Here is a 24985-nt window from a genome sequence, read left to right as displayed (position 1 = left end):
GATCCTCCCACTGTCCCGGTCGGCTTTCGGGTCGTCCGGGGCCTTCTTCCTGGTCCCTGCCTTCGTCACCTAGGAACATCCCATGCAGATCACGGCCGCCGTCCTTCGCAGCCGCTCAGGCCCGTTCGGCCTGGAAACCGTCGACCTTGAAGAGCCTCGCGCCGGCGAGATTCTGGTGCGGGTGATGGCCACCGGCGTCTGCCATACCGACATGGTCATGCGCGACCAGGACCTGCCGACCCCGCAGCCGGTGGTGCTGGGCCACGAGGGCGCCGGCGTTGTCGAGCGGGTGGGCGCCGGTGTGACCAAGGTCGCGCCCGGCGACCACGTGGTCATGACGTTCAATTCCTGCGGACATTGCCCATCCTGCAGCGATCACGCCCCGACCTATTGCCACGAATTCTTTCCGCGCAACTTTATGGGTGACCGGAGCGACGGCACGTCGGGCCTGTCGAAGGACGGCGAGACCATCCACGGCAACATCTTCGGCCAATCCTCGTTCGCCACCTTCGCCCTCTGTCACGAGCGCAACGCCGTGAAGGTGACCAAGGATGCGCGGCTGGAAATCCTGGGTCCTCTGGGGTGCGGGGTGATGACCGGGGCCGGGGCGGTGATGAACGCCCTGGAGGTCAAGGCCGGCCGTTCCCTGGTGGTGTTCGGGGCGGGGGCGGTCGGCCTCAGCGCCGTGCTGGCGGCCAGAGCTGTGGGCGCCGCACCGATCATCGTCGTCGATATCAATCCCGCCCGGTTGGCCCTGGCTCTCGAGCTCGGCGCCGATCATGCGCTGGACGGCCGCAGCGAACCGGTGGTCGAGCGGATTCAGGCGATCACGGCCGTGGGCGCCGATTACACGATAGACACCACGGCCAATCTGAAGGTCATGCGCCAGGCCGTCGATTGCCTGGCTCCGCGGGGCGTCTGCGGCCTGGTTGGAGCCTCCAGGATGGGCGACGAGCTGGCCCTCGACGCGGTGGCGGTGATGAGCGGTGGCCGCACGGTGCGCGGCATCGTAGAGGGCGACGCCGATCCGGACGTATTCATTCCGCGTCTCATCGACCTGCATTTGGCCGGCCAGTTCCCGTTCGAGCGGTTGATCGCCTTCTATCCGATGGACCTGATCAATGAGGCCGTGAAGGACGGCGAGACGGGCACGGTGATCAAGCCGGTGGTCCGCATGGCTTGATCAGCCGCCGGGCCATTCGCAGACCGTCCAGGTCGCTCCGATCGCCATCTTGGCCTTCACCCTTGAGAGAGTTTCATGATCGATAAGTGGGTCACAGTCGGCGGTCTCGAAATCCGCTACGTCGATACCGAAGGGGAGGGGATCCCGATCCTTCTCTGCTCTGGCATCGGCGGGTCTCTCGAGCTCTGGTCCAGGCAGCTGGAAGCGCTGGGCGACGGCTTGCGGCTCATCGCGTGGGACTATCCCGGTCACGGTCTCTCCAACACGGGCGACGGGATCCACGATCCCGACAGCTTGGCCGCCTTTGCCCTGGACCTGATGGACGCACTTGGGCTGCAGCGCGTGGTGGTGGTCGGCAACTCGCTGGGCGGGGCGATCGCGTTGCGCATGGCCGGACTGGCGCCGGATCGCGTCGCCGGCATGGTGCTCGCCTCACCGGCGATGACCGGCCCCGAGGTCTTCCTGCCGTTTCGCCTGATGACATTGCCTCTTCTCGGCGAGGTGATGACCAGGCCTGGCAAGCTGGCGGTTGAGCAGCAGATCGCTGCGCTGTTCCATGACCCTGCGGTGGCGACCGACGAACTGCGGCGGGTCATCTGGCGCAATGTCCATAAGGACGGGGCGTCGCGAGCGCTTCTGGCGACCTTGCGCAAGACGCTTCGGGTCGGGGGAGTGCGCAAGTCCTACTGGCTGCGAAGTCGCGATCTATTGAGGGCGTCGACCTGTCCGATCCTGTTCATCCACGGAAAGCAGGACGTCGTTCTTCCATTCCAGCAGTCAGTCGATGGTTGGTCTCTGGCGTCGCGATCCAAGGTGAAATTGCTCGAAGGGTGCGGGCACACGCCTCAAATTGAGTGCGCTGAGGCCTTCAATGAGGCGCTGGCGGCGTTCGTAAGTGACGTCGGCGGCGGTCTTGCGTAGCGGCGTGAGCGCGGCCGTCTCCACCTCACGCGATGAGGTCGAGACGGCCGGGACGGCCCTGAAAGAAGGGCTCGCGCGGGCGGCGGGAGCGACGCAGAGCGAGCCCTTCAGGCCTTGGCTAGAACTTCCTGCTGAGGCTCAGGCCCCATTCGCGCGGACGGCCGAAGCTGGCTTCCTTCAGGCCAAAGCCGCTGGAAGCGTTGCCCGACACCATGTAGCGCTCGTCCGACAGATTGGAGCCGAACACCGCCACCTGCCAGAGTTGGTCGGCCGAGGTGTAGCCGAGCCGTGCGCCGTAGAGGTCGTAGGCCGGTTGGGTCAGGTCTGGGTCGTTGGCCACGTCGTTATAGACGGTGCTGTAGTGGGTCCAGTCGACGCGGGCGACGATGCGACCGCCGACTGGTAGTTCGCGGGAATACTCGATCCCGCCGTTGGCGGTCCATTCCGGCGCCTTGACGAAGTGGGTCGCCAGAGTGATCGGCAGCACCTGGCCGGCGGCGAGACCCGAACCGACCTCGGTATATTTGGCGTCCATGTGGCCGACGCCGAGGTTGAAGCCCCAGTTGGCCGTGGGGCGGGCCTGCAGTTCCAGCTCGACGCCCTTGACCTCGCCCGCCGCGGCGTTGGCTACGAAGTTGCGCGGCGTCTGGTTCACCGTCACCTGGATGTCCTGGTAGTCGCTGAAATAGCCGGCCAGGTTCAGGATCAGGCGGCGGTCGAACCACGCGGTCTTGGCCCCCAGTTCGTAGGTCAGCAGGGTCTCGGGCTGATACTCGGTGATCTCGGTGGCGTCGTTCAGCGGCCGGGCATTGAAGCCGCCGCTTTTGAAGCCCTTGCCCGCTGAGGCGTAAAACAGCACGTCCGGCGTGGCCTTGAATTCCAGGCCCACCTTGGGCGTGAAGGAATCCCACGAACCGCCCTTGGCCAGCTGAGCGATGACGACGCCGTCGCGGATGCGCCGATGGTCCAGAACATAGTCCTTCTCGTCGCGGTTGGCCCGCGCGCCGACCGTGGCGCTGAGCCGGTCGGTAAGGCTGTAGCTGCCTTGGGCGAACAGGGCGTAGGTCGTGCTGGTCACCTTGGTATAGACGGCCGCCGAGGGGCTGAAGGGCGGGGGCGATACGCCGGCCGCCAGTCCCAGGGCCAGTTTGGCGTAGCCGGAGTCGGTGCCGCGTTCCTGGAAGGCGTAGGCGCCGGCCACCCAGGTCAGCTTGTCATCGAAGGCTTCGCCACTGAACTGGAACTCCTGGCTGTATTGGGCCTGGACGTCGTGGTTGAAGGTCTCGCGGAACGTGAAGGGCGTGTTGTCGCCGTCACGGGCGAAGGTGGCCTTCAGGCCACGCACGGCGGTGATGCTCTTGAACCCGACTGCGCCCAGGTCCCAGTTCAGGGTCGCCGAGGCGCCCCACAGGTCCAGATCGTTGACGTTGGGACCCGTGCCGTAGGTCGTGTACGGATCATTGGTCAGGAACGAGGTGTTGAGGGTCTTGGCGCCGTTGGGCGCGGTGATCCCCAGGCCCGGCGCGACATAGGTGTTGAAGTTGGCCATGAACGGGCCGACCGCGAAACCGGGAACGGCGCCGATCACCAGCAGCTTCTGCGGTGCGGAGTTTTCGCGGGCGCGGGTGTAGTCGGCCGACAGGTCGATGGTGACGTTGTCCGAAGCCTGCCAGCGCAGCTGGGCGCGCGCCGCCGTGGCGTTGCGATCGCCCAGGTCCTCGCCGGTCAGCAGGCGCTTGCCGTAGCCGTCGCGCGTCAGCCGAGCCGCTGACACGCGCACGGCGACCTTCTCGCTCAGCGGGATGTCGACATGACCCTTGAGGTCGCGGCGATCCAGGCTGCCGATCGTGCCTTCGATCTTGCCTCCGAGCGCGTTGCCCGGCTGGGCCGTGGAGATCACGACCGCGCCACCGATGGTGTTCTTGCCAAACAGCGTGCCCTGCGGGCCGCGCAGCACTTCGATCCGGCTGACGTCGAAGGCGTCCATCGTGCCGCCGATCGAGCGGGCGTAGTAGACGCCGTCGACATAGACGCCCACGCCGGGGTCGCTGAAGATCGCGAAGTCGTTCTGGCCGACGCCGCGGATGAAGACCGTGGCGTTGTAGTTGCCGCCGCTGAGGGCCGCCGCGCCGTCGAAGCGGATGCTCGGCGCGAACTTGGCGATCTGGTCGACGCTCTCGACCCCACGGCTTTGCAAGGCTTCGCCGCCGAGGGCGGTGACAGCCACGGGCGCGTCCTGCAGTCGCTCCTCCCGGCGGCGGGCGGTAACGACGACCTCCTCGATCTGAGCCGTGGCGGTCGCCGGGGCGGCGGTCTGGGCGAAGGCCGCCGTCGAGATCGTTTGAACTCCGGCTGCTGCGCAAGCCAGCAGCCCCCCGGCCCGCAAGCGGCCGGAGATATTCCCAATCCTGGGCATTGGTTTTCTCCCTAGTCGTCAGGATCCGATGAGCGGACGCGCTCTCGGATTTCGTTTGTTATGCGTACTAATTATTTCAGATCATGATTGTATGGCAGATTCAATCGGGCTCTTGGGAGGTGGGTGAATTCAGAGAACAATGTTGCGTCACCGCCACGCGCAAGCGTCCACGGACGCCGCGAGAAGAGACGGCATCCATAGTCGCCGACCTTGATGTCGGGGCCTTGGTCGCGGACTTGAAGTCGTCGGGCGCCTCTCGGCGCGCCCGCTCAGTCGTCGGTCGCCGTGGGCCTGCTGCCGAGCCAGAGACAGATCGCCCCGCCCAGCGCGAGGATCGGCAGTAGCGCCAGCAAGACCTGACTGGATTGCTGACCGGCTCCGATGAGGATAGCCGCAAGGAGCGGACCGCCCGCCGAGCCCAGGCGTCCCATCACAACCGCTGCGCCGACGCCGGTGCCGCGCAGGCGGGTAGGGTAGAAGCTCGGAGCCATGCCATAGACGATGGATTGGACCCCCGAGACGGTTGCCCCCAGCGCCGCGCCTACGATCAGGAACACGGCCAGGGAGGCCGGCGCTCCGGCCGCGACCGCCAAGGCGGCCGCCGACGCGCCGAAAACCATGAGGATGGTCGCGGGGCGCCGACGCGGGTTGTCCATCAGCCACCCCGTAGCCACGCTGCCCACCGCGCCCGCCAGGTTGAAGGCCATTTGCACCAGACCGGCATCGGGGCGGCTCAGGCCCTTGGCGATCAGCAGGGACGGCAACCAGCTCAGCAGCAGATACATGACCAGCAGGGCCAGGAAGAACGCGAGCCAGAGCAGAAGGGTGGTCAGAGCGCGTCCCCCGCCGACAGCGGCTTCGACAAAGCCCGACTTTTGATCAGAGCCCGCGTCACGAGGAGTCTTCGACGCGTTCGGCAGCAGCGGTATGGCCAACGCCAACGCCAGCAGAGGCCCGACGCCGCCGACGTAGAAAATCATGCGCCAGTCGGATGGATCCGCGCCGGCCAGGCTCACCAGGCTGGCGATGGCGCCGCCGCATGGCAGGCCCGCATAGAGAATACCGACGGCGAGGCTTCGCTGCCTGGGCGCAACGCTTTCGGCCACGATCGCGATCAGGTTCGGCAAAGCGCCGCCGAGGCCGACGCCTGTGAGGAAGCGAGCGACAAGCAGGCTGTTGAGATCCGTCGCCAGGCCTGTCGCGATCGACAACAGCCCGAACAACCCCACTGAGACCAGCAAGGTGGTCTTGCGCCCCAAGCGATCGGAAAGGCGTCCGCCGATGGCCGCGCCGAACATCAGGCCAAAGGTGCTGACGCTGAAAAACCAGCCCAGATCATCGGGCGTAAGGCCAAGATCGGGCGCAAGACGCGGCGCCGCCACGCCCGCTGACTGCAGATCGAAACCTTCGAAAATCGCCAGAAGGCAACAAACCGCAACAGCCGCCAGCCGAATGGGGCTGCGGGTCTCAGCATCATCACGAAGGGTCATGGAGCCTCCCGGTGTTTCCCGTCGCACTCTTCGGTGCGATAATAGATACGTTACATAACCATAATGTGGTGTCGCTATTATTCGTATCGCTTGCGCGAATCCAGCATCGTGGTGCGGAATGAAACTGTGAGGACGAGGCAGTGATGACCGACGTTTTGGAATACAAGGCCGACGGCGACACCCCCTCGATGGGCGGGCTGGAGACGACGGTAGGTTTTCTGCTGCGTCTGGCTCAGGTGGCGGTGTTCAAGGATCTGCTGGCCGCGCTCAAACCCTTCGATCTTCGGGTCACCGATCTTTCGGTTCTGATGGTCGTGGAAGCGACGCCGGGCCTGCAGCAACGCGTCATAGGCGAAATGCTGCGAATCCAGCGCCCTAACCTGGTGATCATTCTCGACCAGCTGCAGGCGAGAGGTCTCTTGCGTCGTGGTCCCGTGCCGGGTGACCGCCGATCCTACGCCGTTTCATTGACCGCCGAGGGCGAGGCCTTGCTGCGGGAGGCCAAGATCGCTCACGCCGCGCACCATCGCAAGGTTCTGGAGGCCTTGGGCGATCTGGATCAGGAGCGGATGCTGGCCGCCTTGGAGCGGATCGCCGCGATCTAGAACCGGGCGATCGGTCAAGCTGTCAGATCATCTCCGCCGCTTCGGCAACGGCGGCGTGTTGCCCGCCGGAACGCCGGCCTGGATGGCTGGCTGCATCAAAACCTCGATCAATTCGTCCTGCGTGAAGCAGCGCTGATCCCGTCGTGACGACCGTCGAACGGCGTGGAGACGTCCCGGGCGGCGCCTACCACCCGCGTCGACCTCGGAAGGCCTGGATTGCGTCTCCACGGCGCTTGCGCATATTGTTTCCTTGGCATACAAAATGGCGAGCGTACAAAATGATAGGCGCCACGATGCGCTTTACGCCAAGGGAAGGAACGACCATGAGCTCGACCCAGGCCGTCTTTGAGCGCCTTGACCCCGTCACCGGCGCGGTCGCCACCACCTCTGTCGCCATGAGCCCGGATCAGGCGCGCGCCGCGGCCAACGCCGCCCAGGCGGCCCTGCCGGCCTGGAGCGCGCTGGGGCCGAACGCGCGTCGCGCCTTGCTGTACAAGGCGGCCGAGGCGCTCGAAGCGCGAGCGACTGACTTCGTCACGGCGATGATGGGCGAGATCGGCGCCACCGAGGGCTGGGCCCGGTTCAACCTCATGCTGGCGGCCTCGATGATCCGCGAGGCGGCGTCCCTGACCACCCAGATCAGCGGCGAAGTGATCCCCTCCGACAAGCCGGGCTGCGTCGCCATGGCGGTCCGCGAGCCGGTCGGTGTGATCCTGGGCATTGCGCCCTGGAACGCGCCGATCATCCTGGGCGTGCGCGCGGTCGCCACGCCCTTGGCCTGTGGCAATACCGTCGTGCTGAAGGCTTCCGAAAGCTGCCCGCGCACCCACGAACTGATCGCCGAGGCCTTCGCGGCGGCGGGCCTTCCGCCGGGCGCGCTCTCGATCGTGACCAACGCTCCGCAAGATGCGGCCGACGTGGTCGGCGCCCTGATAGACCATCCGGCGGTGCGGCGGATCAACTTTACGGGCTCGACCGCGGTGGGCAAGATCATCGCCAAGCGCGCGGCCGAGCACCTCAAGCCGGTGCTTCTTGAGTTGGGCGGCAAGGCGCCCCTGATCGTGCTGGAGGACGCCGATCTGGACGAGGCCGTCAAGGCCGCCGCGTTCGGCGCCTTCATGAACCAGGGCCAGATCTGCATGTCGACCGAACGGATCATCGTTGTGGACGCCGTGGCCGAAGCTTTTGTCGAGAAGTTCGCCGCCAAGGCCGCCAGCCTGGCGGTCGGCGATCCGCGCGAGGGCAAGACCCCGCTCGGCGCGGTGGTGGATCTGAAGACGGTCACCCACGTTCAGGGCCTGGTGGCCGACGCCGTGGCCGCCGGCGCGGTCCAGGTCAGCGGCGGTCCGGCGCACGGTGTGCTGATGCCGGCCACCGTGATCGACAAGGTCACGCCCTCTATGCGCCTGTTCCGTGAGGAGAGTTTCGGCCCGGTGGTTGGCGTGATCCGCGCTCGCGACGAGGAACACGCCATCGCCCTGGCCAACGACACCGAATACGGCCTGTCGGCCTCGGTCTTCACCCTCGACATCGCCCGTGGCCTGAAGGTCGCGCGACGGATCCAGTCGGGCATCTGCCATGTCAACGGGCCGACCGTGCACGACGAGGCCCAGATGCCGTTCGGGGGCGTCAAGGCCTCTGGCTATGGCCGCTTTGGCGGCAAGGCCGGGATCGACGCCTTCACCGAGCTGCGCTGGATCACGATCGAGACCCAACCCGGCCATTTCCCGATCTGACGCCTCGCGTCGCCCCTCTTCGAATTCCAAGGACTGATCATGACCGACGCCGACCAAACCGCGACCTTCACGGTCGAGAACCGCATTGCCTGGGTGAAGTTCAACCGCCCTGACAAGCGCAACTGCATGAGTCCTACCCTCAATCGTCGCATGATGGAGGTGCTGGACGAACTGGAGTTTCGCGATGATGTCGGCGTGCTGGTCCTGACCGGCGAAGGCTCGGCCTGGTCGGCGGGCATGGACCTGAAGGAGTACTTCCGTGAGACGGAGGCCAAGGGTCTGGGCGCGACCCGTCAGGCCCAGCGCGAGTCCTACGGCTGGTGGCGGCGCCTGCGCTGGTACCAGAAGCCGACCATCGCCATGGTCAACGGCTGGTGCTTCGGCGGTGGCTATGGTCCGCTCTATTCCTGCGACCTGGCGATCGCGGCCGACGAAGCCCAGTTCGCACTGTCGGAGATCAACTGGGGCATCCTGCCGGGCGGCGGCGCCACCAAGGTCGTGGTCGATCTGATGCCGCTGCGCGACGCGATGTACCACGCCATGACGGGCGAGCTGATCGACGGCCAGAAGGCCGCCGCCTGGCGCCTGGTCAACGAGAGTGTGCCGCTGGAGCGCCTGGAGGCGCGGGTGCGCGAACTGGCTGAAGTGCTGCTGAAGAAGAATCCCGTGGCCTTGAAGGCGACCAAGGACGCCGTCCGACGGGTCAAGGAGATGACCTACGACAACGCCGAGGACTTCCTGGTCCGGGCCCAGGAGGCGGCCAATTCCTTCGACAACGACGGTCGCAAGGAGGGCATCAAGCAGTTCATTGACGACAAGACCTACAAGCCGGGGCTCGGCGCCTACGATCTCGCCAAGCAGAGCTGAGACGGGGCAGGGGAGGGTATGACGGCGGGAGGGACGATCAGATGACCCCGATGGATCATGTCGCCGTCCAGGCGCGCCTCCAGCCAAGCCGGCTGGCGGCCGTTGATCTGGCCGGCGGTCGCCGCTGGACCTATGCCGAACTGGATACGACCCTATCCCGCGCGGTGCGGGTACTGCGCCATCGGGGTGTAGGTGAGGGCGACCGCCTGGCGGTGGTGGCCCGCAACAGGGTCCTGCTGGCGGTGCTGCACCTGGCTTGCGCCAGGCTGGGGGCGATGTTCGTGCCGCTGAACTGGCGGCTGAGCGCCGCTGAAATCGCCGCCCTGGTCGAGGACGCCGCGCCGACCCTGCTCGTCGGCGACGCCCTTCTCAGCGCGCTAGGGCTGGAGGGGCTGGACCTCGACGTTCTGCAGGCCGAGATCGACGCGGCGGAGCCCGACACGGTCGCATGCGCTGATCGTGAACGGCCGTCGCTGATCCTCTACACCTCGGGAACTTCGGGGCGTCCCAAAGGCGCCTTGCTCTCCGAGCGCAACCTGGATCAGACGGCGATCAATTTCGGCCGATTGGGCAAGGTCACGCATCAGAGCGCCTTTCTTGTCGATTCGCCGATGTTCCATATCATTGGTCTGGTCACCTCGATCCGCCCGGCTCTGATGCACGGGGGGACCGTGCTGGTGTCCGACGGCTTCGAGCCCGGCCGAACGCTGAGTCGACTGGGGGATCCCGCCCTGGGCGTCACCCACTATTTCTGCGTACCGCAGATGGCGGCGATGCTGCGTGGCTTGCCCGATTTCGACGGCTCGGCGCTTCAGGGTCTGACGGCCGTATTCACGGGTGGCGCGCCTCATCCGGCCGCTGACATCCGCGCCTGGCTCGCCTGCGGCGTGCCGGTGGTGGACGGCTACGGTTTGAGCGAAGCCGGGACCGTGTTCGGCATGCCGGCCGATCTTGAGCTGATCGACGCGCGGGCGGGCTCGGCGGGTCTGGCCATGCCCGCCGTGGCGACCCGGATCGTCGATGAGCAGGATCGCGACTGCCCGCCCGGCGCCGCCGGCGAGCTGCTGCTGAAGGGCGACAACATCTTCAAGGGCTACTGGCGTCGCTCCGAAGAGACCGCTCGCGCCTTCACCGAGGATGGCTGGTTCCGCACCGGCGACATCGCCCGCGTCGATCCCGAAGGCTATCACTGGTTGGTCGATCGCAAGAAAGACATGTTCATTTCCGGCGGCGAGAACGTCTATCCGGCCGAGATCGAGGCGGCCCTGGCCGACCATCCGGCTATCGCCGAGTGCGCGGTTGTCGGCATGCCCGATCCGCGATGGGGCGAGATCGGCCATCTGGTCGCGACCTCGCGCGACGGCGCCGTGCTGGATCTGACCATCGTCCTGGGCCATCTCGAAAATCGGCTGGCGCGCTACAAGCTGCCCAAGGCTCTCACGCTGGTCGCGGCCTTGCCGCGCACGGGCTCGGGCAAGGTCCTGAAGGCGATCCTGCGCGAACAGTTGCTCGCCGGCGACCCAGGGGCATGAGCGCCGGTTTGTAGGAGCGGGAAGTTCGTCGCCGGCGCGGCCGCCGCGCCGGCTCTTCCTAATTCTATAGGTCCAGCACGAGGCGCGGCGTGCGCGCCCGTGAGCAGCAGGGGGTGAACTGGTCGTTCGCCGCCCGCTCGGCGTCGGTCTGGAAGGCGTCGCGATGGTCGGGCTCACCGCCCTTCACGCCGGTCAGGCAGGTTCCGCAGACCCCTTGCTCGCACGAGACGGGCACGAAGACGCCGGCGTCCTCCAGGGCCTGGGCGGCGGTCTGGTCGGCGGCGACCGGCACGACCTGTCCGGTGCTGGCGATCAGCAACTCGAACGGCCGGTTCTCGCCTTGGGGCGCGCTGGCGAAGTGCTCCTTGCGGATCTGGTCCGGAGTCCAGCCCCGCGCCAGGGCGCCGTCGATGATGTGGGTCATGAACCCGCCGGGCCCGCAGACATAGAGACGGCGGCCGGGCGCGGGATCGGCCAGCGCCGCGTCGAGTTCCAGCCGCGTGTCCGGCTCGTCGTCGAAGGACAGACGCACCGCTTCGGCGAAGGGCGCCGCCGCCAACTCGTCCAGGAACGCCGCGCGAGACCGCTCGCGCGCGCAGTAGTGCAGGACGAAGCGGCTGCCCAGCGCGTGCAGGCGACGGGCCATGGCCAGGATCGGCGTCACGCCCACGCCGCCGGCGAACAGCAGGTGTTCCTCCGCTGTCTCGTCCAGCGCGAACAGGTTGCGCGGCAGGCCGATGTCCAGCGTCGCGCCCTCGGTCAGGGCCTCGTGCACATAGGCCGAACCGCCGCGCGAGGCCGGTTCGCGCAGGACGGCGATCCGGTAGCGGCCGCGATCGGCGGGGTCGTTGCACAGCGAGTACTGGCGCGTCAGGCCGTTGCCCAGGAAGAGATCGACATGGGCCCCGGCGTCGAACGGCGGCAGGTCGCGGCCCTCGGCGCAGACGAGATCCAGCCGTAAGATATCCTCGGCGGCCTGGGCGCGGGACGCCACTCGAACCTTGATCATCAGGCGGACGCCGCCGGGGTGACGGCTTCTCCGGCGATGGCCTTGTCGATGGCCATGCGCGAGCGCACGCCCCCAGCGTCGATGTTCAGCTTCAGCAGTTTACGGTCTGGGTGGGCCAGCAGGTTCTTCTGTTGCCGCTCCAGCATCTCCAGGTCCTCGGAGAAGATCTTGCCCTGGCCCTCGCGGATGGTGTCGGTGAGGGCTGCGTCAGCCACGGCGAAGCTGCGCGCCATGCCCCAGAAGTACCAGTGCGAGGTCTGGGTCTCGGGCGTGATGAAATCGACGACGACGCTGGAGACCTTCTTGTCGGCCGGAGCGTGGTAGCCGCCATGGCCGGCCAGGGCCACGCCGACCTCGATCATCACATGGCTGGGCAGGGAGAAGCGGCAGATCTGCCAGCGGTCGACGATCGCGTCCTCGGGCAGGCCCGCGCCGCGCAGGGCCATGCGCCAGAACGGCGGCGCCTGAATCCCTTCCATGAAGCGGCTGGTCACCACTTCCTCGCCTTCGAGGCGGGTCGTGACGGGGGCTTCGTCGATCTCCTTCTGCCCAATGCTGGTGGCGTGGACATAGGTCTCGTGTGTCAGGTCCATCAGGTTGTCGACCATCAGCCGATAGTCGCAGGCGATGTGATAGAGGCCGCCGCCATAGGCCCAGTCGGGACTGTCGGCCCAGAACAGCGGGTGGAGTTTGGCCGGATCGGCCTGGGCAGGATCGCCGGGCCAGACCCAGACGAAGCCGTGGCGCTCCAGCACCGGGAACGCGCGGATCGCGGGGAAGGCGGCGACGCGTTGCCCCGGCATCGACGTTGCCCGGCCTTCGCAGCCCATGACCAGGCCATGATAGCCGCAGACCAACTCGCCATCGCGGACGAAGCCCAGCGACAGGGGCGCGCCGCGGTGAGGGCAGAAGTCCTCCAGGGCGACGGCTCGGCCATCCTTGCCGCGATGGAAGACCATGGCCTCGCCGCAGATGCGCCGGCCCAGGGGCTTGTCTGCGATCTCCTCGGGCGTGCAGGCGACGTACCAGGCGTCAAGCGGCCAGGGGGCGGTCTTTGCCTCCGTCTCGGGACCCATCGTCGTCTCCTCGCGTCGTACTTTCGGCCCGTTCGACCTATTGGATCCAATTTTGATCGCAATGACGACGACGTCAAGATGGATCCAATAGATGGCTTGTGAGCGTCTCGGCGGGTCGGCTAGGGTTGCGGACATGGACATGCCCCGCATGAAACCGGGCCAGCGCGTGATGATGGCTCTGCGTAAGATGATCGCCTCAGGCGAGATCAAGAGCGGCGAGCGCATCGCCGAGATCCCGACGGCCGCCGCGCTGGGCGTTTCGCGCATGCCTGTCCGAACGGCGTTGCGGAGCCTGGAGCAGGAAGGGCTGGTCGTGCGTCTGGGCGCGCGAGGCTATGCGGCGCGCGGCGTGTCCGGCGGGCATATCCGCGACGCCATCGAGGTGCGGGGCGTGCTGGAAGGCTTCGCGGCGCGCCGCCTGGCCGAGCGCGGCTTGGATCCTGACACGCGGGCGCGCTTCGCCGGGCTGATCGACGAGGGCGAGGCCCTGTTTGCCGCCGGGCGCCTGAGCCTGGAGGATCTGGATCGCTACGGCGCCTACAATCTGGCCTTCCACGACTTGCTCGTCGGCGCCGCGGGCAATACGGCCCTGGCTTCCGCCCTGGCCCGCAACAACCTTGAGCCGTTCGCCGGCGCGGGGGCCATGGCGCTGGATCTCGCCGATCTGAGGGCGGAGTACGACCATTTGCTGGCCGCGCATCGCCAGCATCGCCTGGTGTTCGAGGCGATCATACGCGGTGACGCCGAGGCCGCCGAGGGGACCATGCGGGCCCATGCCTGGGCCGCCATCCGCAACGCCAGGGTCTTTGAGACGGGCGCCGGCGAGCGGCCCGTGGGGGCGGCGCTGATCATTCGCTCCGATTGAGACGAACGGCGCGAAGAGCCTAGAGCTTCCGACGGGAAAGCCTTAAGCGTAGCTGGAGATACAGTTTCGTCGGCGTGCAAATTTAGCTTGAGGCATCGATATGGAAGAGATCGCGGCCTTCGGCGTCTTGGGCGAGAGGTTGGGGCTGCAGCTCCACTACGCCGACATACGGGTCATGGCCAGACTGGCCGCGCGGCTGGCGCCTTTGAAGGTCACGCCGGCGCGCGCCACGGCGATCGTCTATATCGCGCTACACGCCGGCTGCGACCAGACCACCCTGGGGCGCGCCCTGGGCATCAATCGGGCCAGCACGATGAAGGCCGTCGACGAGCTGGAGATCCTGGGCGCGATCGAGCGGCGCCCCGGCCGGGACCGCCGCACCAACGCGCTTCACCTCACCGCCGCCGGAGAGACCCTGCGCGCACAAATCGAGCAGGCGACCCTGGCGCACGATCAGGCCACGTTTGCGACGCTCACCTCGACTGAACGCGCCGAGCTCAGCCGCCTGCTGGCGAAGGTCCGGTCGGACGACGTCGCTTAGTCGACGCGGCGACCCGCAGTCTTCTCGTCATTCCCATTTTCTGGCGACGCCAGCCGAGTGTGTGGATCAGTCGGCTCTAGCCGAGCTCCGCGATAACCTCGGCGGCCTCGGTGAAGGCCGTGTTGGCGGCGGGCACGCCGGCATAGATCGCCGTCTGCATCAGCACCTCCTTCAGCTCGTCCTGGGTGAAGCCACCCTGTTCCAGCCCGGCCTTCACGTGCAGGCGGAACTCTTCCCAGCGCGCCAGCGAGGCGCAGATCGCCAGGACCAGCAAGCGCCGCGTCCTGTGATCCAGCCCCGGACGGCCCCAGATCTCGTTCCAGGCATAGCGGGTGATCATCGCCTGATAGTCGGCCGTGAAGGCCGTGCGCTTGGCCAGGGACTTGTCGACCCAGGCGTCGCCCAACACCTTGCGGCGATTGACCAGGCCGGCCTCGAACAGCACTTCCGCCGCCTCGCTGATGCTCGGACCGTTGCGCGTCCTGGCCAGAAAGTCGCGCACGGCGCCGGCGAAGGCGGTGGGGTTCTCCAGGCAGGGCAGATGGGCGGTGTCGAGCATCGCCGAGCTTGCGTTCGGGATGGCCGCCACGATCTGGTCGCCGTGCCCCGCGAATGGGGTCGAGACGTCCTTCAGCCCGCCGATCACCAGGGTGGGGGCCGTGATGGCGGAGACTCGCGAGAGCAGGTCCATGTCGCGGATTGCGGCGCCGCAACCGCTGTAGCCGTCGGCGCTCATGGCCAGCAGGCCGGCGCGCACGGTCTCGACCGTGGCGGGATGCTGGCTGCGGAACGGCTCGGAGAAGAATCGGCCCAGGGCCATCTCGGCAATGGCCGCCAGGCCCTCGGCGCGGACGGTGGCGATGCGGGCGGCCCAGGCGGCCACGTCCATGGCCGCCGAGGTGCAGGCCAGGACAAGGCCCTCGACCCGTTCCGGGGCCTTCAGGGCCAGCGCCATGGCGATCATGCCGCCCAGCGAGACGCCGCACACGCTGGCCGTGGCCAGGCCCGCCGCGTCCATGGCCGCCAGCACGTCGCCGGCCAGCAGGTCCAGCGTGTAGTCGCCGGCCGGGGCGTCGGATGCGCCGTGGCCGCGCGTGTCGATGCGCAGCAGGCGGAAGTCGGCCAGCAGCAGCGGGGCGGCGGCGTCGTACAGCCCCATGTCCGTGCCGATGGAGTTCAGAAGCACCAGGGCGGGCTTGTCGGCGGCGCCGTCCAGCCGCCAGTAGATCCGAACGCCGTCGTGGGTCGCGAAGGCCATCAGCGGTCTCTTTCGAAATGGGCCAATGCGCGGGCGACCAGCGCTTCGGATTCGCCGGTGTCGGTTCCGACGCCGGCTGCGGCGAGGTTTTCGGCCATGCGGGCGGTGTCGACCTCCAGTCCCTCGATGACGGGAGCCATGGCCGCCAGGGCGCCGTGGGCGAGCTGGAACAGGTCGGCCAGAACCGGACCCTCGGCCTGCCAGCCGCCCAAGCCGCGTTCGTGCTGCTGGGGCAGGGCCGAGACGATGGTCGCGGCAAGATGAGGCGCGCGGATCGCCGCTGTCAGGGCCGTCTGGCAGCCCGTGGGATTGCGCTTGTGGGCCATGGCCGATGAGCCGCCCCGACCCGCGACGCGCGGCTCGAAGGCTTCCGCCATCTCGTTCTGGGCCAGAAGGGCGATATCGCCGGCGATCTTGCCGACCGCGCCGGTCAGTATGGCCAGGGCCGAAGCCAGGCCCGCCAGGCCTTCACGGCGCGCATGCCAGGGGGTGACGGCGGCGGGCAGACCCAGGATCGCCGCCAGGCGTTCGATGACCTCGATGGCCTTGCCGTCCAGGCCCGCCAGAGATCCGGTCGCCCCGCCCAGTTGAAGCTGGATGGCGACGGTCTCGGCCTCGAAGCGGGCGAGGGCGCCGACAACACCTTGCAGCCAGCCGGCGGTCTTCAGGCCAAAGGTGATCGGCAGGGCGCCTTGCAGCAGGGTTCGACCCAGCATCGGCGTGGCGGCATGGGCTCGGGTCAGGGCGGTCAGGGCCGAGGCCAGCCTTTCGGTCTCGGCGCGGATCAGGGCCGCTCCAGCCTGGGCTTGCAGCATCAGCGCAGTGTCGGCCAGGTCCTGGCTGGTGGCGCCCTTGTGGAGCAGGGCGGCGGCGCGGGGCGAGTTGGCCGCCAACCGTTCGCGCAGCAGGGCCACCAGCGGAATGGCCAGCGTGCCCGCATGGGCCGCCGCATCGGCGAGGTCCTCAATATCGGGGAGATCGACGCAGGCCGCCGCGATGGCTTCGGCGTCCTCCGCTGCGATCAGCCCGGCTTCAGCTTGCGCGCGCGCCAGACCCGCCTCGAACCGCAGGGCCGCGCGCAGCAGAGCTTCGTCGCCGAAGGCCGCCAGCATGGCGTCGGTGGATCCCGCGCGGTCGCGGATCAGGCAGGACAAGGGCGACTCCTTCAAGACCGTCAGATGTCGAAGAAGACGGTTTCGGCTTCGCCTTGCAAGACGATGTCGAAGCGCCAGACGTCTCCGACCGGTTTGGCGATCAGGGTGTCCCGCCGCTCGGCAGGAACCAGGGCCAGCACTGGGTCATCGCTATTGGCCTGGTCGCCCTCGAAATAGGCGCGGGTGACCAGACGCTTGAGCAGGCCGCGACCAAACACGCCGACGGCGATGTGCGGAGCCTGGGTGTCGTCCACCCGGCCCGGACGGATCGTGCGAAAGCGATAGACGCCGTTCTCGTCGGTCGAGGATCGACCAAAGCCGATGAAACCGGTGTTGCTGCTGCCGTCGGCATAGCGACCGTCGGCGTCGGCCTGCCAGATCTCAATCATGGCGTCGACGATGGGGACGCCGGCGGCGTCCAGAACCGCGCCCTCCAGGGTGATGACCTCACCCTCGATCGCGCCCTTGGGCGAGGGCTGGTTCAGGACATAGTGGTCCTGCGGAAACAGCTCCGGCCGGGCGCCGATCTCTGACGCGCCGATCAGGTCGGCTCCGCCCTTCCAGGCCAGGCCGTAGTGAAAGAAGGGGCCCACGGTCTGCCACGGCGTCTGGCCAAACAGGCCCGGGTCCTGGTTGTCGAGGCGCGGGGCGGGATTGATCTGGTCAGTCATGGTGATCGTCTTCCATCGGCGTGGCGTCGCGGCCGCGCAGCACCACGTCGAACAGATAGCCCAGCGCCCAGTTGGGTCGGGTGGTCTCGATGTCGAACCGCGAGACCATCCGCTGGCGGAAGGGCATGGGCACGGCATTGGCGATGGGGTCGATCTCGATCAGCGGATCGTCCGGGAAATACATCTGGGTGATCAGGCGCGTGGCGAAGGCCGGACCCAGCAGGGACAGGTGGATGTGGGAAGGCCGCCAGGCATTGTGGTGGTTGCCCCAGGGATAGGCTCCGGGACGCACGGTCACGTACTGGTAGCGGCCATCGGCGTCGGTGATCACTCTGCCCGCGCCGGTGAAGTTGGGATCGTGGGGCGCGTCCCACTGGTCCTTCTTGTGGATGTAGCGACCGGCGGCGTTGGCCTGCCAGATTTCCATCACCGTGTTGGGAACGGGACGGCCGCGCTCGTCCAGCACGCGGCCGGACACCACGATCCTCTGGCCTTGAGGCATGGCCTTGTGCTGGGTGGTCAGGTCGGCCAGGGACCCGCCCATCAGCCGCTCCCAGTTCGCGGCCGGACCGGTGGTCTCGGTCAGGGTCTGAGGGATTTTGATCAGGGGCTGGCGCGGTGAGCGGGCCACGGTCGAGGCATAGGCGGGATAGAGCGACGGCGGCTGGCCGGCGTCTTCGCGCGCGAAACCGATCAGGTTTGTCATCGTGGGTCTCCTAGACGCGTTCGAGCGCTAGCGCGGCGCCCTGGCCGACGCCGATGCACAGGGTGGCGAGCGCGCGCCGGCCGCCGGTGGCTTCCAGCTGGCGCAGGGCCGTCAGGGCCAGGCGGGCGCCGGAAGCGCCGAGCGGGTGGCCCAGAGCAATGGCCCCGCCGTTGGGGTTCACGTGGGCGCCGTCATCGGCCAGGCCCAGCTGACGCAGAACGGCCAAGCCCTGGGCCGCGAAGGCCTCGTTCAACTCGACCACATCGAAGTCGCCGATGGAGAGGCCCGTGCGGGCCAACAGGCGCTGGGTGGCGGGCACGGGGCCGATGCCCATGACCCGCGGAGCCACGCCCGCTGTGGCATAGCCCAGGATACGGGCGCGGGGCGTCAGGCCATGGCGCTTGACCGCCGCTTCCGAGGCGATCAGCAGGCCTGCCGCGCCGTCATTGACGCCCGAGGCGTTGCCGGCCGTCACCGTGCCGCCTTCGCGGACGACGGGCTTCAGCTTGGCCAGGGCCTCCAGCGTGGTCTCGCGCGGGTGTTCGTCGTGATCCACGAGGGTGGGGCCGGCCTTGCCGGGGATCTCGACCGGGGTGATCTCGCCGTCGAAGAAGCCGGCCTTGATGGCGGCGGCCGCGCGCTGCTGGCTGCGCAGGGCGAAGGCGTCCTGGTCGGCGCGGCTGACCTGGAAGTCGGCGGCGACGTTCTCGGCCGTCTCCGGCATGGAGTCGACGCCATAGGCCTTCTGCATCGCCGGATTGACGAAGCGCCAGCCGATGGTGGTGTCCTCAATCTTCGCCGCGCGGGCGAAGGCGCTGTCGGCCTTGCCCATCACGAAGGGGGCGCGGCTCATGCTCTCGACGCCGCCCGCGATCACCAGATCGGCGTGGCCGGAGAGGACGGCGCGCGCGGCGTAGCCGATGGCCTCCAGGCCCGAGGCGCACAGGCGGTTGACTGTGACGCCCGGCACCGTCTCGGGCAGGCCGGCCAGCAGAGCGGCCATGCGGGCGACATTGCGGTTGTCCTCGCCGGCCTGGTTAGCGCAGCCCAGCACCACCTCGTCCACCGCGCTCCAGTTGAGCCCGGGGTTGCGGGCCATCAAGGCCTTGATCGGGATGGCGGCCAGGTCATCGGCGCGGACCTTGGCAAGGCTTCCGCCGTAACGGCCAAACGGCGTGCGGATCCCGTCGCAGAGATAGGCAGCGCTCATGCGAAGGCTCCGGCGTCGAAATCGGCCTCTGTCTTGGCCTTGACCTCGTCGAGGGAAACGCCCGGCGCCAGCTCGATCAGGGTCAGTCCGCCGCCCTTACGATCCAGGTCGAAGACGCACAGGTCGGTGATCACCATGTCCACGCAGGCCGCGCCGGTCAGGGGCAGGGCGCAGCGCTTGAGAACCTTGCTCTCGCCGGCCTTGTTGGCGTGGTCCATGACCACGATCACCCGCTTGACGCCGGCGACCAGATCCATGGCGCCGCCCATGCCCTTGACCATCTTGCCGGGGATCGTCCAGTTGGCGATGTCGCCGTTCTGGGCCACTTCCATCGCGCCCAGCACCGTCAGGTCGACATGGCCGCCGCGGATCATCGCAAAGCTCTGGGCGCTGTCGAAGAAGCTGGAGGTCGGCAGCATGGTGATGGTCTGCTTGCCGGCATTGATCAGGTCCGGGTCGGCCTCGCCCTCATAGGGGAAGGGGCCCATGCCCAGCATGCCGTTCTCGCTCTGCAGGGTGACATGCACGCCCTCGGGAATGTGGTTGGCCACCAGGGTCGGAATGCCGATGCCCAGATTGACGTAGAAGCCGTCCTGCAGCTCACGCGCGGCGCGGGCCGCCATCTCGTCACGGGTCCAGGCCATCAGACGGTCTCCCCAGCTTGGGCTTCACGCGGGCGAGTGGTCAGTTTCTCGATGCGTTTTTCATTGATGGTCGACCGGATGATGCGGTCGACATAGATGCCGGGGGTGTGGATCGTGTTGGCGTCCAGCGCGCCGGCTTCGACGATCTCCTCGACCTCGACAATCGTGATCTTGCCGGCCGTAGCCATCACCGGATTGAAGTTGCGGGCGGTCATCCGGAACATCAGGTTGCCCTCGGGGTCGGCCTTCCACGCCTTGATGATGGCGACATCGGCCCGCAGCCAGGTCTCGCGGACATAGGCCTCGCCCTCAAAGGTCTCGACGGGTTTGCCCTCGGCGACCACCGTGCCGACGCCGGTCTTGGTGTAGAAGGCCGGGATGCCCGCCCCGCCGGCCCTGATGCGCTCGGCCAAGGTGCCCTGGGGGTTCAGTTCCAGCTCCAGTTCGCCCGACAGATACAGTTGCTCGAACAGCTTGTTCTCGCCGACATAGCTCGAAATCATCTTGCGGATCTGGCCGTTGTTCAGCAGCTGCCACAGGCCAAAGCCATCCGCCCCGCAATTGTTGCTGATCACGGTCAGGCCCTTGACGCCGGTGTCCTTGAGGGCCGGGATCAGACTTTCCGGGTTGCCCGACAGGCCAAAGCCGCCGGACATCAGGGTCATGCCGTCAAAGACGACGCCGTCCAGCGCTTGCGCCGCGCTGCCGTAGATCTTGCTTTTCATGGTGAACTCCGGGGCCTTCTAGACGAGGGGAAGGCCGACATAGTTTTCGGCGAGTGTGACCTGGGCGGCGCGCGAGCCCTTGATGTAGGCGAGCTCGGCGATCTGCATCTTGCGGTCGAAACCGTCACGGTCGGGGAAGCGGTGGGTCAGGCTGGTGAACCACCAGGAGAAGCGTTCGGCCTTCCAGACCCGGGCCAGGGCGCGGGCCGAATAGCCGTCGATGCCGACCGTCGAGCTCTCCTGGTAGTGTTCGACCAGGGCTTCGGACAGCATGACCACGTCAGAGACCGCCAGGTTCATGCCCTTGGCCCCGGTGGGCGGCACGATATGGGCGGCGTCTCCGGCCAGGAACAGGCGGCCGTGGCGCATGGGCTCGGCGACGAAGCTGCGCAGGGGCGCGATGGACTTTTCGAACGAAGGACCGCGCGTGACCCTGGAGGCCGCGTCAGGCCCCAGGCGTAGGCACAGTTCGTCCCAGAACCGCTCGTCGCCCCAGTCCTCGATACGCTCGTCGAGGGCGCACTGGATGTAGTAGCGGCTGCGGGTGGGGGATCGCATCGAGGCCAGGGCAAAGCCCCGCTCGTGATTGGAATAGATCAGTTCGTGATCGCACGGCGGCACCTCGGCCAGTATGCCCAGCCAGCCGAAGGGATAGACCCGCTCGAAGGTCTTGAGCACATTGGCCGGGATCGCCGCGCGGCTGACCCCGTGATAGCCATCGCAGCCGGCGATGAAGTCGCAATCGAGACGTTTCTCGACGCCGTCCTCGCGCCAGGTGACGAAGGGCCGGGCGTTGTCGATGTCGTGCAGGGCCACATCGTCGGCGCCGAACACGATCTGGACGCCGCGGGTCTCGGCGGCGTCGAACAGGTCCTTCATCACCTCCTGCTGGCCATAGACCATCACGGTCGAGCCGCCGGTCAGTTCGGCCATGTCGATGCGGAAGACGTCGCCGTCGCTGGCCAGATTGGTCCCGCCATGGACGAGGCCCTCGCGATGCATTCGGTCCGCCAAACCCAGGCGCTCCAGCAGATCGACTGTGACCTGCTCCAGCACGCCGGCCCGCACGCGGCCCTCGACATAGGCGCGGTCCTTGCGCTCGATGACGACGGCGTCGATTCCGGCTTGGTTCAGCAGATGGCCAAGGAAGAGCCCGGCCGGGCCCGCGCCGATGATGGCGACCTGGGTGCGCAAGATGTTTCCTCGGCTTCTGCAGCGCCGCTTGTCGCGACTTGCGGAAAACCTAAGCCGCGTCCGGTGAATTGGGATGGACAGAGCCGTCATAAAGATGGACTTTTCGTCGCTCCTGAGGTCAGGCAATGCGACTTCGGTGGAGGCGAAAAATCGATGCAGAGAGCCGCCGTTCCGAGCTTTTTCCTGTTCGGGGAACCGCTGAGAACGGTCGAAGGCAAGTTCCTGCATCTCGAAGCCTTGGACGATCGGACGCGGCCCAACGACTGGAACATCCGCGCCCACGCCCACGCTGACCTCAACCACGTGTTCCACATCACGTCCGGCGCCGGGGTGATGTATGTCGACGGCGAGGTCATCGCCTTCGCCGCGCCCTGTTTGGTGCTGGCGCCGTCGGGTACGGTTCACGGCTTCGCCTACGAGGCCGAGACCACCGGATCGGTGCTGACCATCGCCGACAGCTACCTGCGGGATCTGACGCAGCGCGAAGCCGATTTCGTCGGTCTGTTCCGCATGCCCTGCCAGCTGCCGTTGGGCCCGGAGTCACGGATCGCCGCGTCGCTGGAAAGCCTGTCGCGCGAACTGGTCTGGACGGCGCCGGGCGGTGGCGCGGCGGTCGAAGCCCATCTGCTGAGCGTGCTGGTCGAGACCCTGCGGTTGCTGGTTCACGCCTGGGCCGCCAGCCCCGCCGTCCAGGGTGTTCAGGCCACGCTGGTGGCGCGCTTTCGCGAGCTGATCGAAACCCAGTATCGCGCGGGCCTGTCGATGGAGGCCTATGCCGAGCGGCTGGGCGTCACGGTCGCGCGGCTCAGGGCGGCCTGCCTGAAGGTCGCCGCCGCTTCGCCGCTACGCCTGGTGCAGGACCGAATGATACTGGAGGCCAGGCGGGCCCTGCTTTATTCGAACATGACCGTCGCCGAGGTCGGTTATTATCTCGGCTTCGAGGACCCCGCCTATTTCTCGCGCTTCTTCGCCAAGGCTGCCGGCCTGTCGCCTCGTCGCTATCGCGCCGAGCGCCTGGCGACCCCAGTTGGGCGCGCTGGCCCTCAGAACGCCCAGGATTCCTCGACGACAAGTTTGGGCAGCTAACCTAGCGGGCAGAATCTACCTCGCTAGGCCTCGTTCGGCGCCGACGCCAAAAGGGGACGAGCGCCACCATCGCGCGCCGGACGCGTTTTTGGAACATCACGAGGGCGCAAGTCGCTATCCTTGGGTGGCGCCGGATGGGCGATCCCAACGGACACTTCGTGTCTCAGTTTCAGGGGGCGTCCTTCCACGCCCGCCTGTTTGAGATCGCGTGCTTCTCGTACCTCGAAGCAGCTAGGTTCATCGCGGAGAGCGGCTTTACAGCACCAGATTTCATGGTGTCGAAGGGCGGGATCGAAATCGCCGTTGAAGTCACGACCGCCAATCCTCCGGATGGCGCTGACCGAGACATCGGCGCGACGCGGATCAAGGATCTGGGACATCCACTACCGGGTGCGATCCGCGCTCGAACGGGTAGCGGACCTTGGCAAGGTTCGCGTTCGGCGGCCGGAGACTTCATACATCCCGGTCAGCCGACTCCGTCGAGCTGTTGGATGGCTTTTTGCGTCCTCGACAGCAGTGGATCGTCGGCGGGTAATGCGCGCAGGGCCGCCAAATCACTGCGATCGCCAAAACGTCCAGTGACGTCGAGCGCGTAGGAGGGGCCGACTAGCCAGTCCCCCCGAGCCAGGCGGCGCTATCGCGTAGGCGACGTTTGTAGTCGGGCTCGGCCAGAGCCGCCTGTAACTGCGCGGCCCGCAGGATCACCTGCTCAAGATTGAACCCCGCAAGCCTGGGGCGCGCCAGATCCGCCAGCCTTGCGCCATGAACGCCGATGAGCTTGAGCCGGTCGGCATCATCGCAACCGAGCGACACCGCGCCCAGCGCCCGGATGAAGCCGAGCGCGGCGACCATGTCCCCGGCGCAGTATTGGGCCAAGGCCCCGAAGCCGCGCTCCATATAGGTCTCGAAGGTTACGGGATGGGTGATCACGCGCAGCGCGCCCTCCTCGTCCACTCTCAGAGGTGACGGCAACCGGCGCTGCGCCAAATCCGAACAGGCCGCTCCCAGCCAGTCAAGGCAGGTCAGGGCCGTGAAAGGGTCATTGACGCCTGGCGACAGGGCGCGGCCGGCGATCTCGACGAGTTCGTCGATCAGGAACCGCAAATCCTGCAGCGCCGTGCGCCTGGAGCCGACCGCGAAGGCTGGGGTCACCGACGCGGCGCTGGCCTCATCGTAGCGTTCCGGCGGCCAGGCCTCCACGATCGTGCGACCCTTATGGATGAAGTCGCCCGGCTGATGCTGCAGGCGCAGCACCAGGTCGTGCTCGCGGGCGTACGCCATCAAGGCCTCGTCCTCCACCACCTGCAGGTAGCCGGTGCTCGGGGCGGCGATCAGGGCCCGGTTGGCGGCGTCGGCCGCGCTGGCGTCCAGCCGGAATGCGGCGGGAATAGAAGGCGCCGTGTCGTCGTCGGCTTGATGGGAAGCAGGGGCGCCGATGAAGCAGGGATAGCGCCGGCCGATGCCCGCCAGCAGGCGGTCGCCGACGTCCTCGACGACCCGGTTGATGTGCAGCTGGCGCGGCACGTGATGAATGAAGAAGATCAGGACCGCGATCGAGCAGAGGGCCAAGCCCACCCCGACCAACAGCGCAAGGTTGGGCACGAAGCCGCCCTGCGCCCCGGCCTCCTCGGCCGAGCGGATCGTCCGCAGGATCAGCAGGCAGTAGACGAAGGTCGCGATGAAGGTGCCCAGCGTGACCTGGTTGCCGCGGTCGCTCATGAAGTTGCTGAGCAGTCGGGGACCATACTGGCCCGACGCGTAGACGACCGCGGCGATGGTCACCGAAAACACCGTGCCGGCCACGGTGATCATCGAGCTGCTGATCACCGAGAGCACCTGTCGCGCGCCGTTGGGACGCGCGGCGTAGAGCCAGGGCAAGCCGTCCATCCAGCCCGACCCGGCGTGGGTGTCGGCGAAGATCATGCCGCCGGCCAGGGCGATGGCGGCCAGGACCATGATCGAGGGCAAGAACCAGTAGCTGCCTTGCAGGTCGTCGGCCAGCTTGCGCAAGGTGGATCTCATCGGCCGGGCTCCTTGGCGACATGGCAGGGCGTGGCGCGGCCCTGAGGAAGGCAACGCTTGGCGAGGCGAGATGC

Annotated in this window: 22 protein-coding genes and 1 pseudogene; 9 read left to right on the top strand and 14 right to left on the bottom strand. The window is 67.4% G+C overall.

The features are described from left to right. Positions 1-82: 82 nt before the first annotated feature. Both ACW17V_RS11650 and ACW17V_RS11645 read left to right on the top strand, forming a co-directional pair. On the top strand, positions 83-1183 hold the full coding sequence (locus ACW17V_RS11650) for an NAD(P)-dependent alcohol dehydrogenase (protein WP_492105290.1): 1101 nt from the start codon (positions 83-85) through the stop codon (positions 1181-1183). Between the two features lie 75 nt (positions 1184-1258). After that, positions 1259-2104: an alpha/beta fold hydrolase gene (locus ACW17V_RS11645; protein ID WP_492105289.1), complete on the top strand. Its 846-nt coding sequence runs from the start codon at positions 1259-1261 to the stop codon at positions 2102-2104. A 118-nt stretch (positions 2105-2222) separates the two neighbouring features. On the opposite strand, the gene ACW17V_RS11640 is transcribed toward ACW17V_RS11645, so the two are convergent. Further along, positions 2223-4520, bottom strand: coding sequence for a TonB-dependent receptor (locus ACW17V_RS11640; protein WP_492105288.1), 2298 nt, complete (start codon positions 4518-4520; stop codon positions 2223-2225). A 269-nt stretch (positions 4521-4789) separates the two neighbouring features. Further along, entirely contained in the window at positions 4790-6010 is a 1221-nt protein-coding gene (mhpT, locus tag ACW17V_RS11635) for a 3-(3-hydroxy-phenyl)propionate transporter MhpT (protein ID WP_492105287.1), read from the bottom strand. A gap of 143 nt (positions 6011-6153) precedes the next feature. Between mhpT and ACW17V_RS11630 the strand changes: the two genes are divergently transcribed. Next, positions 6154-6615: a MarR family winged helix-turn-helix transcriptional regulator gene (locus ACW17V_RS11630; protein ID WP_492105286.1), complete on the top strand. Its 462-nt coding sequence runs from the start codon at positions 6154-6156 to the stop codon at positions 6613-6615. A 27-nt stretch (positions 6616-6642) separates the two neighbouring features. Here the strand turns inward: ACW17V_RS11630 and ACW17V_RS11625 are convergent. Continuing rightward, a pseudogene (locus tag ACW17V_RS11625) lies at positions 6643-6753 on the bottom strand (hypothetical protein); the annotation flags it as partial. A gap of 185 nt (positions 6754-6938) precedes the next feature. Between ACW17V_RS11625 and ACW17V_RS11620 the strand changes: the two are divergent. The 3 genes from ACW17V_RS11620 to ACW17V_RS11610 are packed head-to-tail and all read left to right on the top strand — an operon-like array spanning position 6939 to position 10750. Next, positions 6939-8351, top strand: coding sequence for an aldehyde dehydrogenase (locus ACW17V_RS11620; protein ID WP_492105285.1), 1413 nt, complete (start codon positions 6939-6941; stop codon positions 8349-8351). A 39-nt stretch (positions 8352-8390) separates the two neighbouring features. Next, positions 8391-9218 (top strand): p-hydroxycinnamoyl CoA hydratase/lyase, encoded by an 828-nt coding sequence (locus tag ACW17V_RS11615; protein ID WP_492105284.1) that lies wholly within the window; start codon positions 8391-8393, stop codon positions 9216-9218. A gap of 41 nt (positions 9219-9259) precedes the next feature. After that, entirely contained in the window at positions 9260-10750 is a 1491-nt protein-coding gene (locus ACW17V_RS11610; protein ID WP_492105283.1) for an AMP-binding protein, read from the top strand. 64 nt (positions 10751-10814) lie between these two features. On the opposite strand, the gene ACW17V_RS11605 is transcribed toward ACW17V_RS11610, so the two are convergent. Beyond that, on the bottom strand, positions 10815-11759 hold the full coding sequence (locus ACW17V_RS11605; protein WP_492105282.1) for a PDR/VanB family oxidoreductase: 945 nt from the start codon (positions 11757-11759) through the stop codon (positions 10815-10817). Continuing rightward, a complete protein-coding gene (locus tag ACW17V_RS11600; RefSeq protein ID WP_492105281.1) occupies positions 11759-12835 on the bottom strand; it encodes a Rieske 2Fe-2S domain-containing protein in 1077 nt (358 codons plus the stop codon). The genes ACW17V_RS11605 and ACW17V_RS11600 overlap by 1 nt, the downstream gene beginning before the upstream one ends. 133 nt (positions 12836-12968) lie before the next feature. Between ACW17V_RS11600 and ACW17V_RS11595 the strand changes: the two genes are divergently transcribed. After that, on the top strand, positions 12969-13700 hold the full coding sequence (locus ACW17V_RS11595) for a GntR family transcriptional regulator (RefSeq protein WP_492105280.1): 732 nt from the start codon (positions 12969-12971) through the stop codon (positions 13698-13700). A 100-nt stretch (positions 13701-13800) separates the two neighbouring features. Beyond that, a complete protein-coding gene (locus tag ACW17V_RS11590; RefSeq protein ID WP_492105279.1) occupies positions 13801-14241 on the top strand; it encodes a MarR family winged helix-turn-helix transcriptional regulator in 441 nt (146 codons plus the stop codon). 76 nt (positions 14242-14317) lie between these two features. Here ACW17V_RS11590 and pcaDC read toward each other — a convergent pair whose 3' ends face one another. The 8 genes from pcaDC to pobA are packed head-to-tail and all read right to left on the bottom strand — an operon-like array spanning position 14318 to position 21803. After that, the gene (gene pcaDC / locus ACW17V_RS11585; protein WP_492105278.1) at positions 14318-15499 is read right to left on the bottom strand and encodes a bifunctional 3-oxoadipate enol-lactonase/4-carboxymuconolactone decarboxylase PcaDC; all 1182 of its coding nucleotides are present in this window, start codon (positions 15497-15499) and stop codon (positions 14318-14320) included. After that, a complete protein-coding gene (pcaB, locus tag ACW17V_RS11580; RefSeq protein ID WP_492105277.1) occupies positions 15499-16653 on the bottom strand; it encodes a 3-carboxy-cis,cis-muconate cycloisomerase in 1155 nt (384 codons plus the stop codon). The genes pcaDC and pcaB overlap by 1 nt, the downstream gene beginning before the upstream one ends. Before the next feature lie 20 nt (positions 16654-16673). Beyond that, positions 16674-17324: a protocatechuate 3,4-dioxygenase subunit alpha gene (gene pcaG / locus ACW17V_RS11575; protein WP_492105276.1), complete on the bottom strand. Its 651-nt coding sequence runs from the start codon at positions 17322-17324 to the stop codon at positions 16674-16676. Beyond that, on the bottom strand, positions 17317-18030 hold the full coding sequence (gene pcaH / locus ACW17V_RS11570; RefSeq protein WP_492105275.1) for a protocatechuate 3,4-dioxygenase subunit beta: 714 nt from the start codon (positions 18028-18030) through the stop codon (positions 17317-17319). Before pcaH ends, pcaG begins: the two co-directional genes overlap by 8 nt. A 10-nt stretch (positions 18031-18040) precedes the next feature. Continuing rightward, entirely contained in the window at positions 18041-19240 is a 1200-nt protein-coding gene (gene pcaF, locus ACW17V_RS11565) for a 3-oxoadipyl-CoA thiolase (protein ID WP_492105274.1), read from the bottom strand. After that, the gene (locus ACW17V_RS11560) at positions 19237-19884 is read right to left on the bottom strand and encodes a CoA transferase subunit B (protein WP_492105273.1); all 648 of its coding nucleotides are present in this window, start codon (positions 19882-19884) and stop codon (positions 19237-19239) included. Before ACW17V_RS11560 ends, pcaF begins: the two co-directional genes overlap by 4 nt. Beyond that, the gene (locus ACW17V_RS11555; RefSeq protein WP_492105272.1) at positions 19884-20609 is read right to left on the bottom strand and encodes a CoA transferase subunit A; all 726 of its coding nucleotides are present in this window, start codon (positions 20607-20609) and stop codon (positions 19884-19886) included. Before ACW17V_RS11555 ends, ACW17V_RS11560 begins: the two co-directional genes overlap by 1 nt. An 18-nt stretch (positions 20610-20627) precedes the next feature. Beyond that, a complete protein-coding gene (pobA, locus tag ACW17V_RS11550) occupies positions 20628-21803 on the bottom strand; it encodes a 4-hydroxybenzoate 3-monooxygenase (RefSeq protein ID WP_492105271.1) in 1176 nt (391 codons plus the stop codon). 153 nt (positions 21804-21956) lie between these two features. Here pobA and ACW17V_RS11545 point away from each other — a divergent pair, with 153 nt between their 5' ends. Continuing rightward, positions 21957-22889 (top strand): helix-turn-helix domain-containing protein, encoded by a 933-nt coding sequence (locus ACW17V_RS11545; protein WP_492105270.1) that lies wholly within the window; start codon positions 21957-21959, stop codon positions 22887-22889. A 606-nt stretch (positions 22890-23495) separates the two neighbouring features. Here the strand turns inward: ACW17V_RS11545 and ACW17V_RS11540 are convergent. Further along, positions 23496-24911 carry a DUF2254 domain-containing protein gene (locus tag ACW17V_RS11540; RefSeq protein ID WP_492105269.1) on the bottom strand — a complete coding sequence of 472 codons (1416 nt, stop codon included), beginning with the start codon at positions 24909-24911 and terminating at the stop codon, positions 23496-23498. Positions 24912-24985 lie beyond the last annotated feature (74 nt).

Source organism: Caulobacter sp. FV2ye17ST, assembly GCF_058680955.1.
Note: the sequence above shows the minus strand (reverse complement) of the source record. Positions and strands in the feature narration are given on the sequence as shown.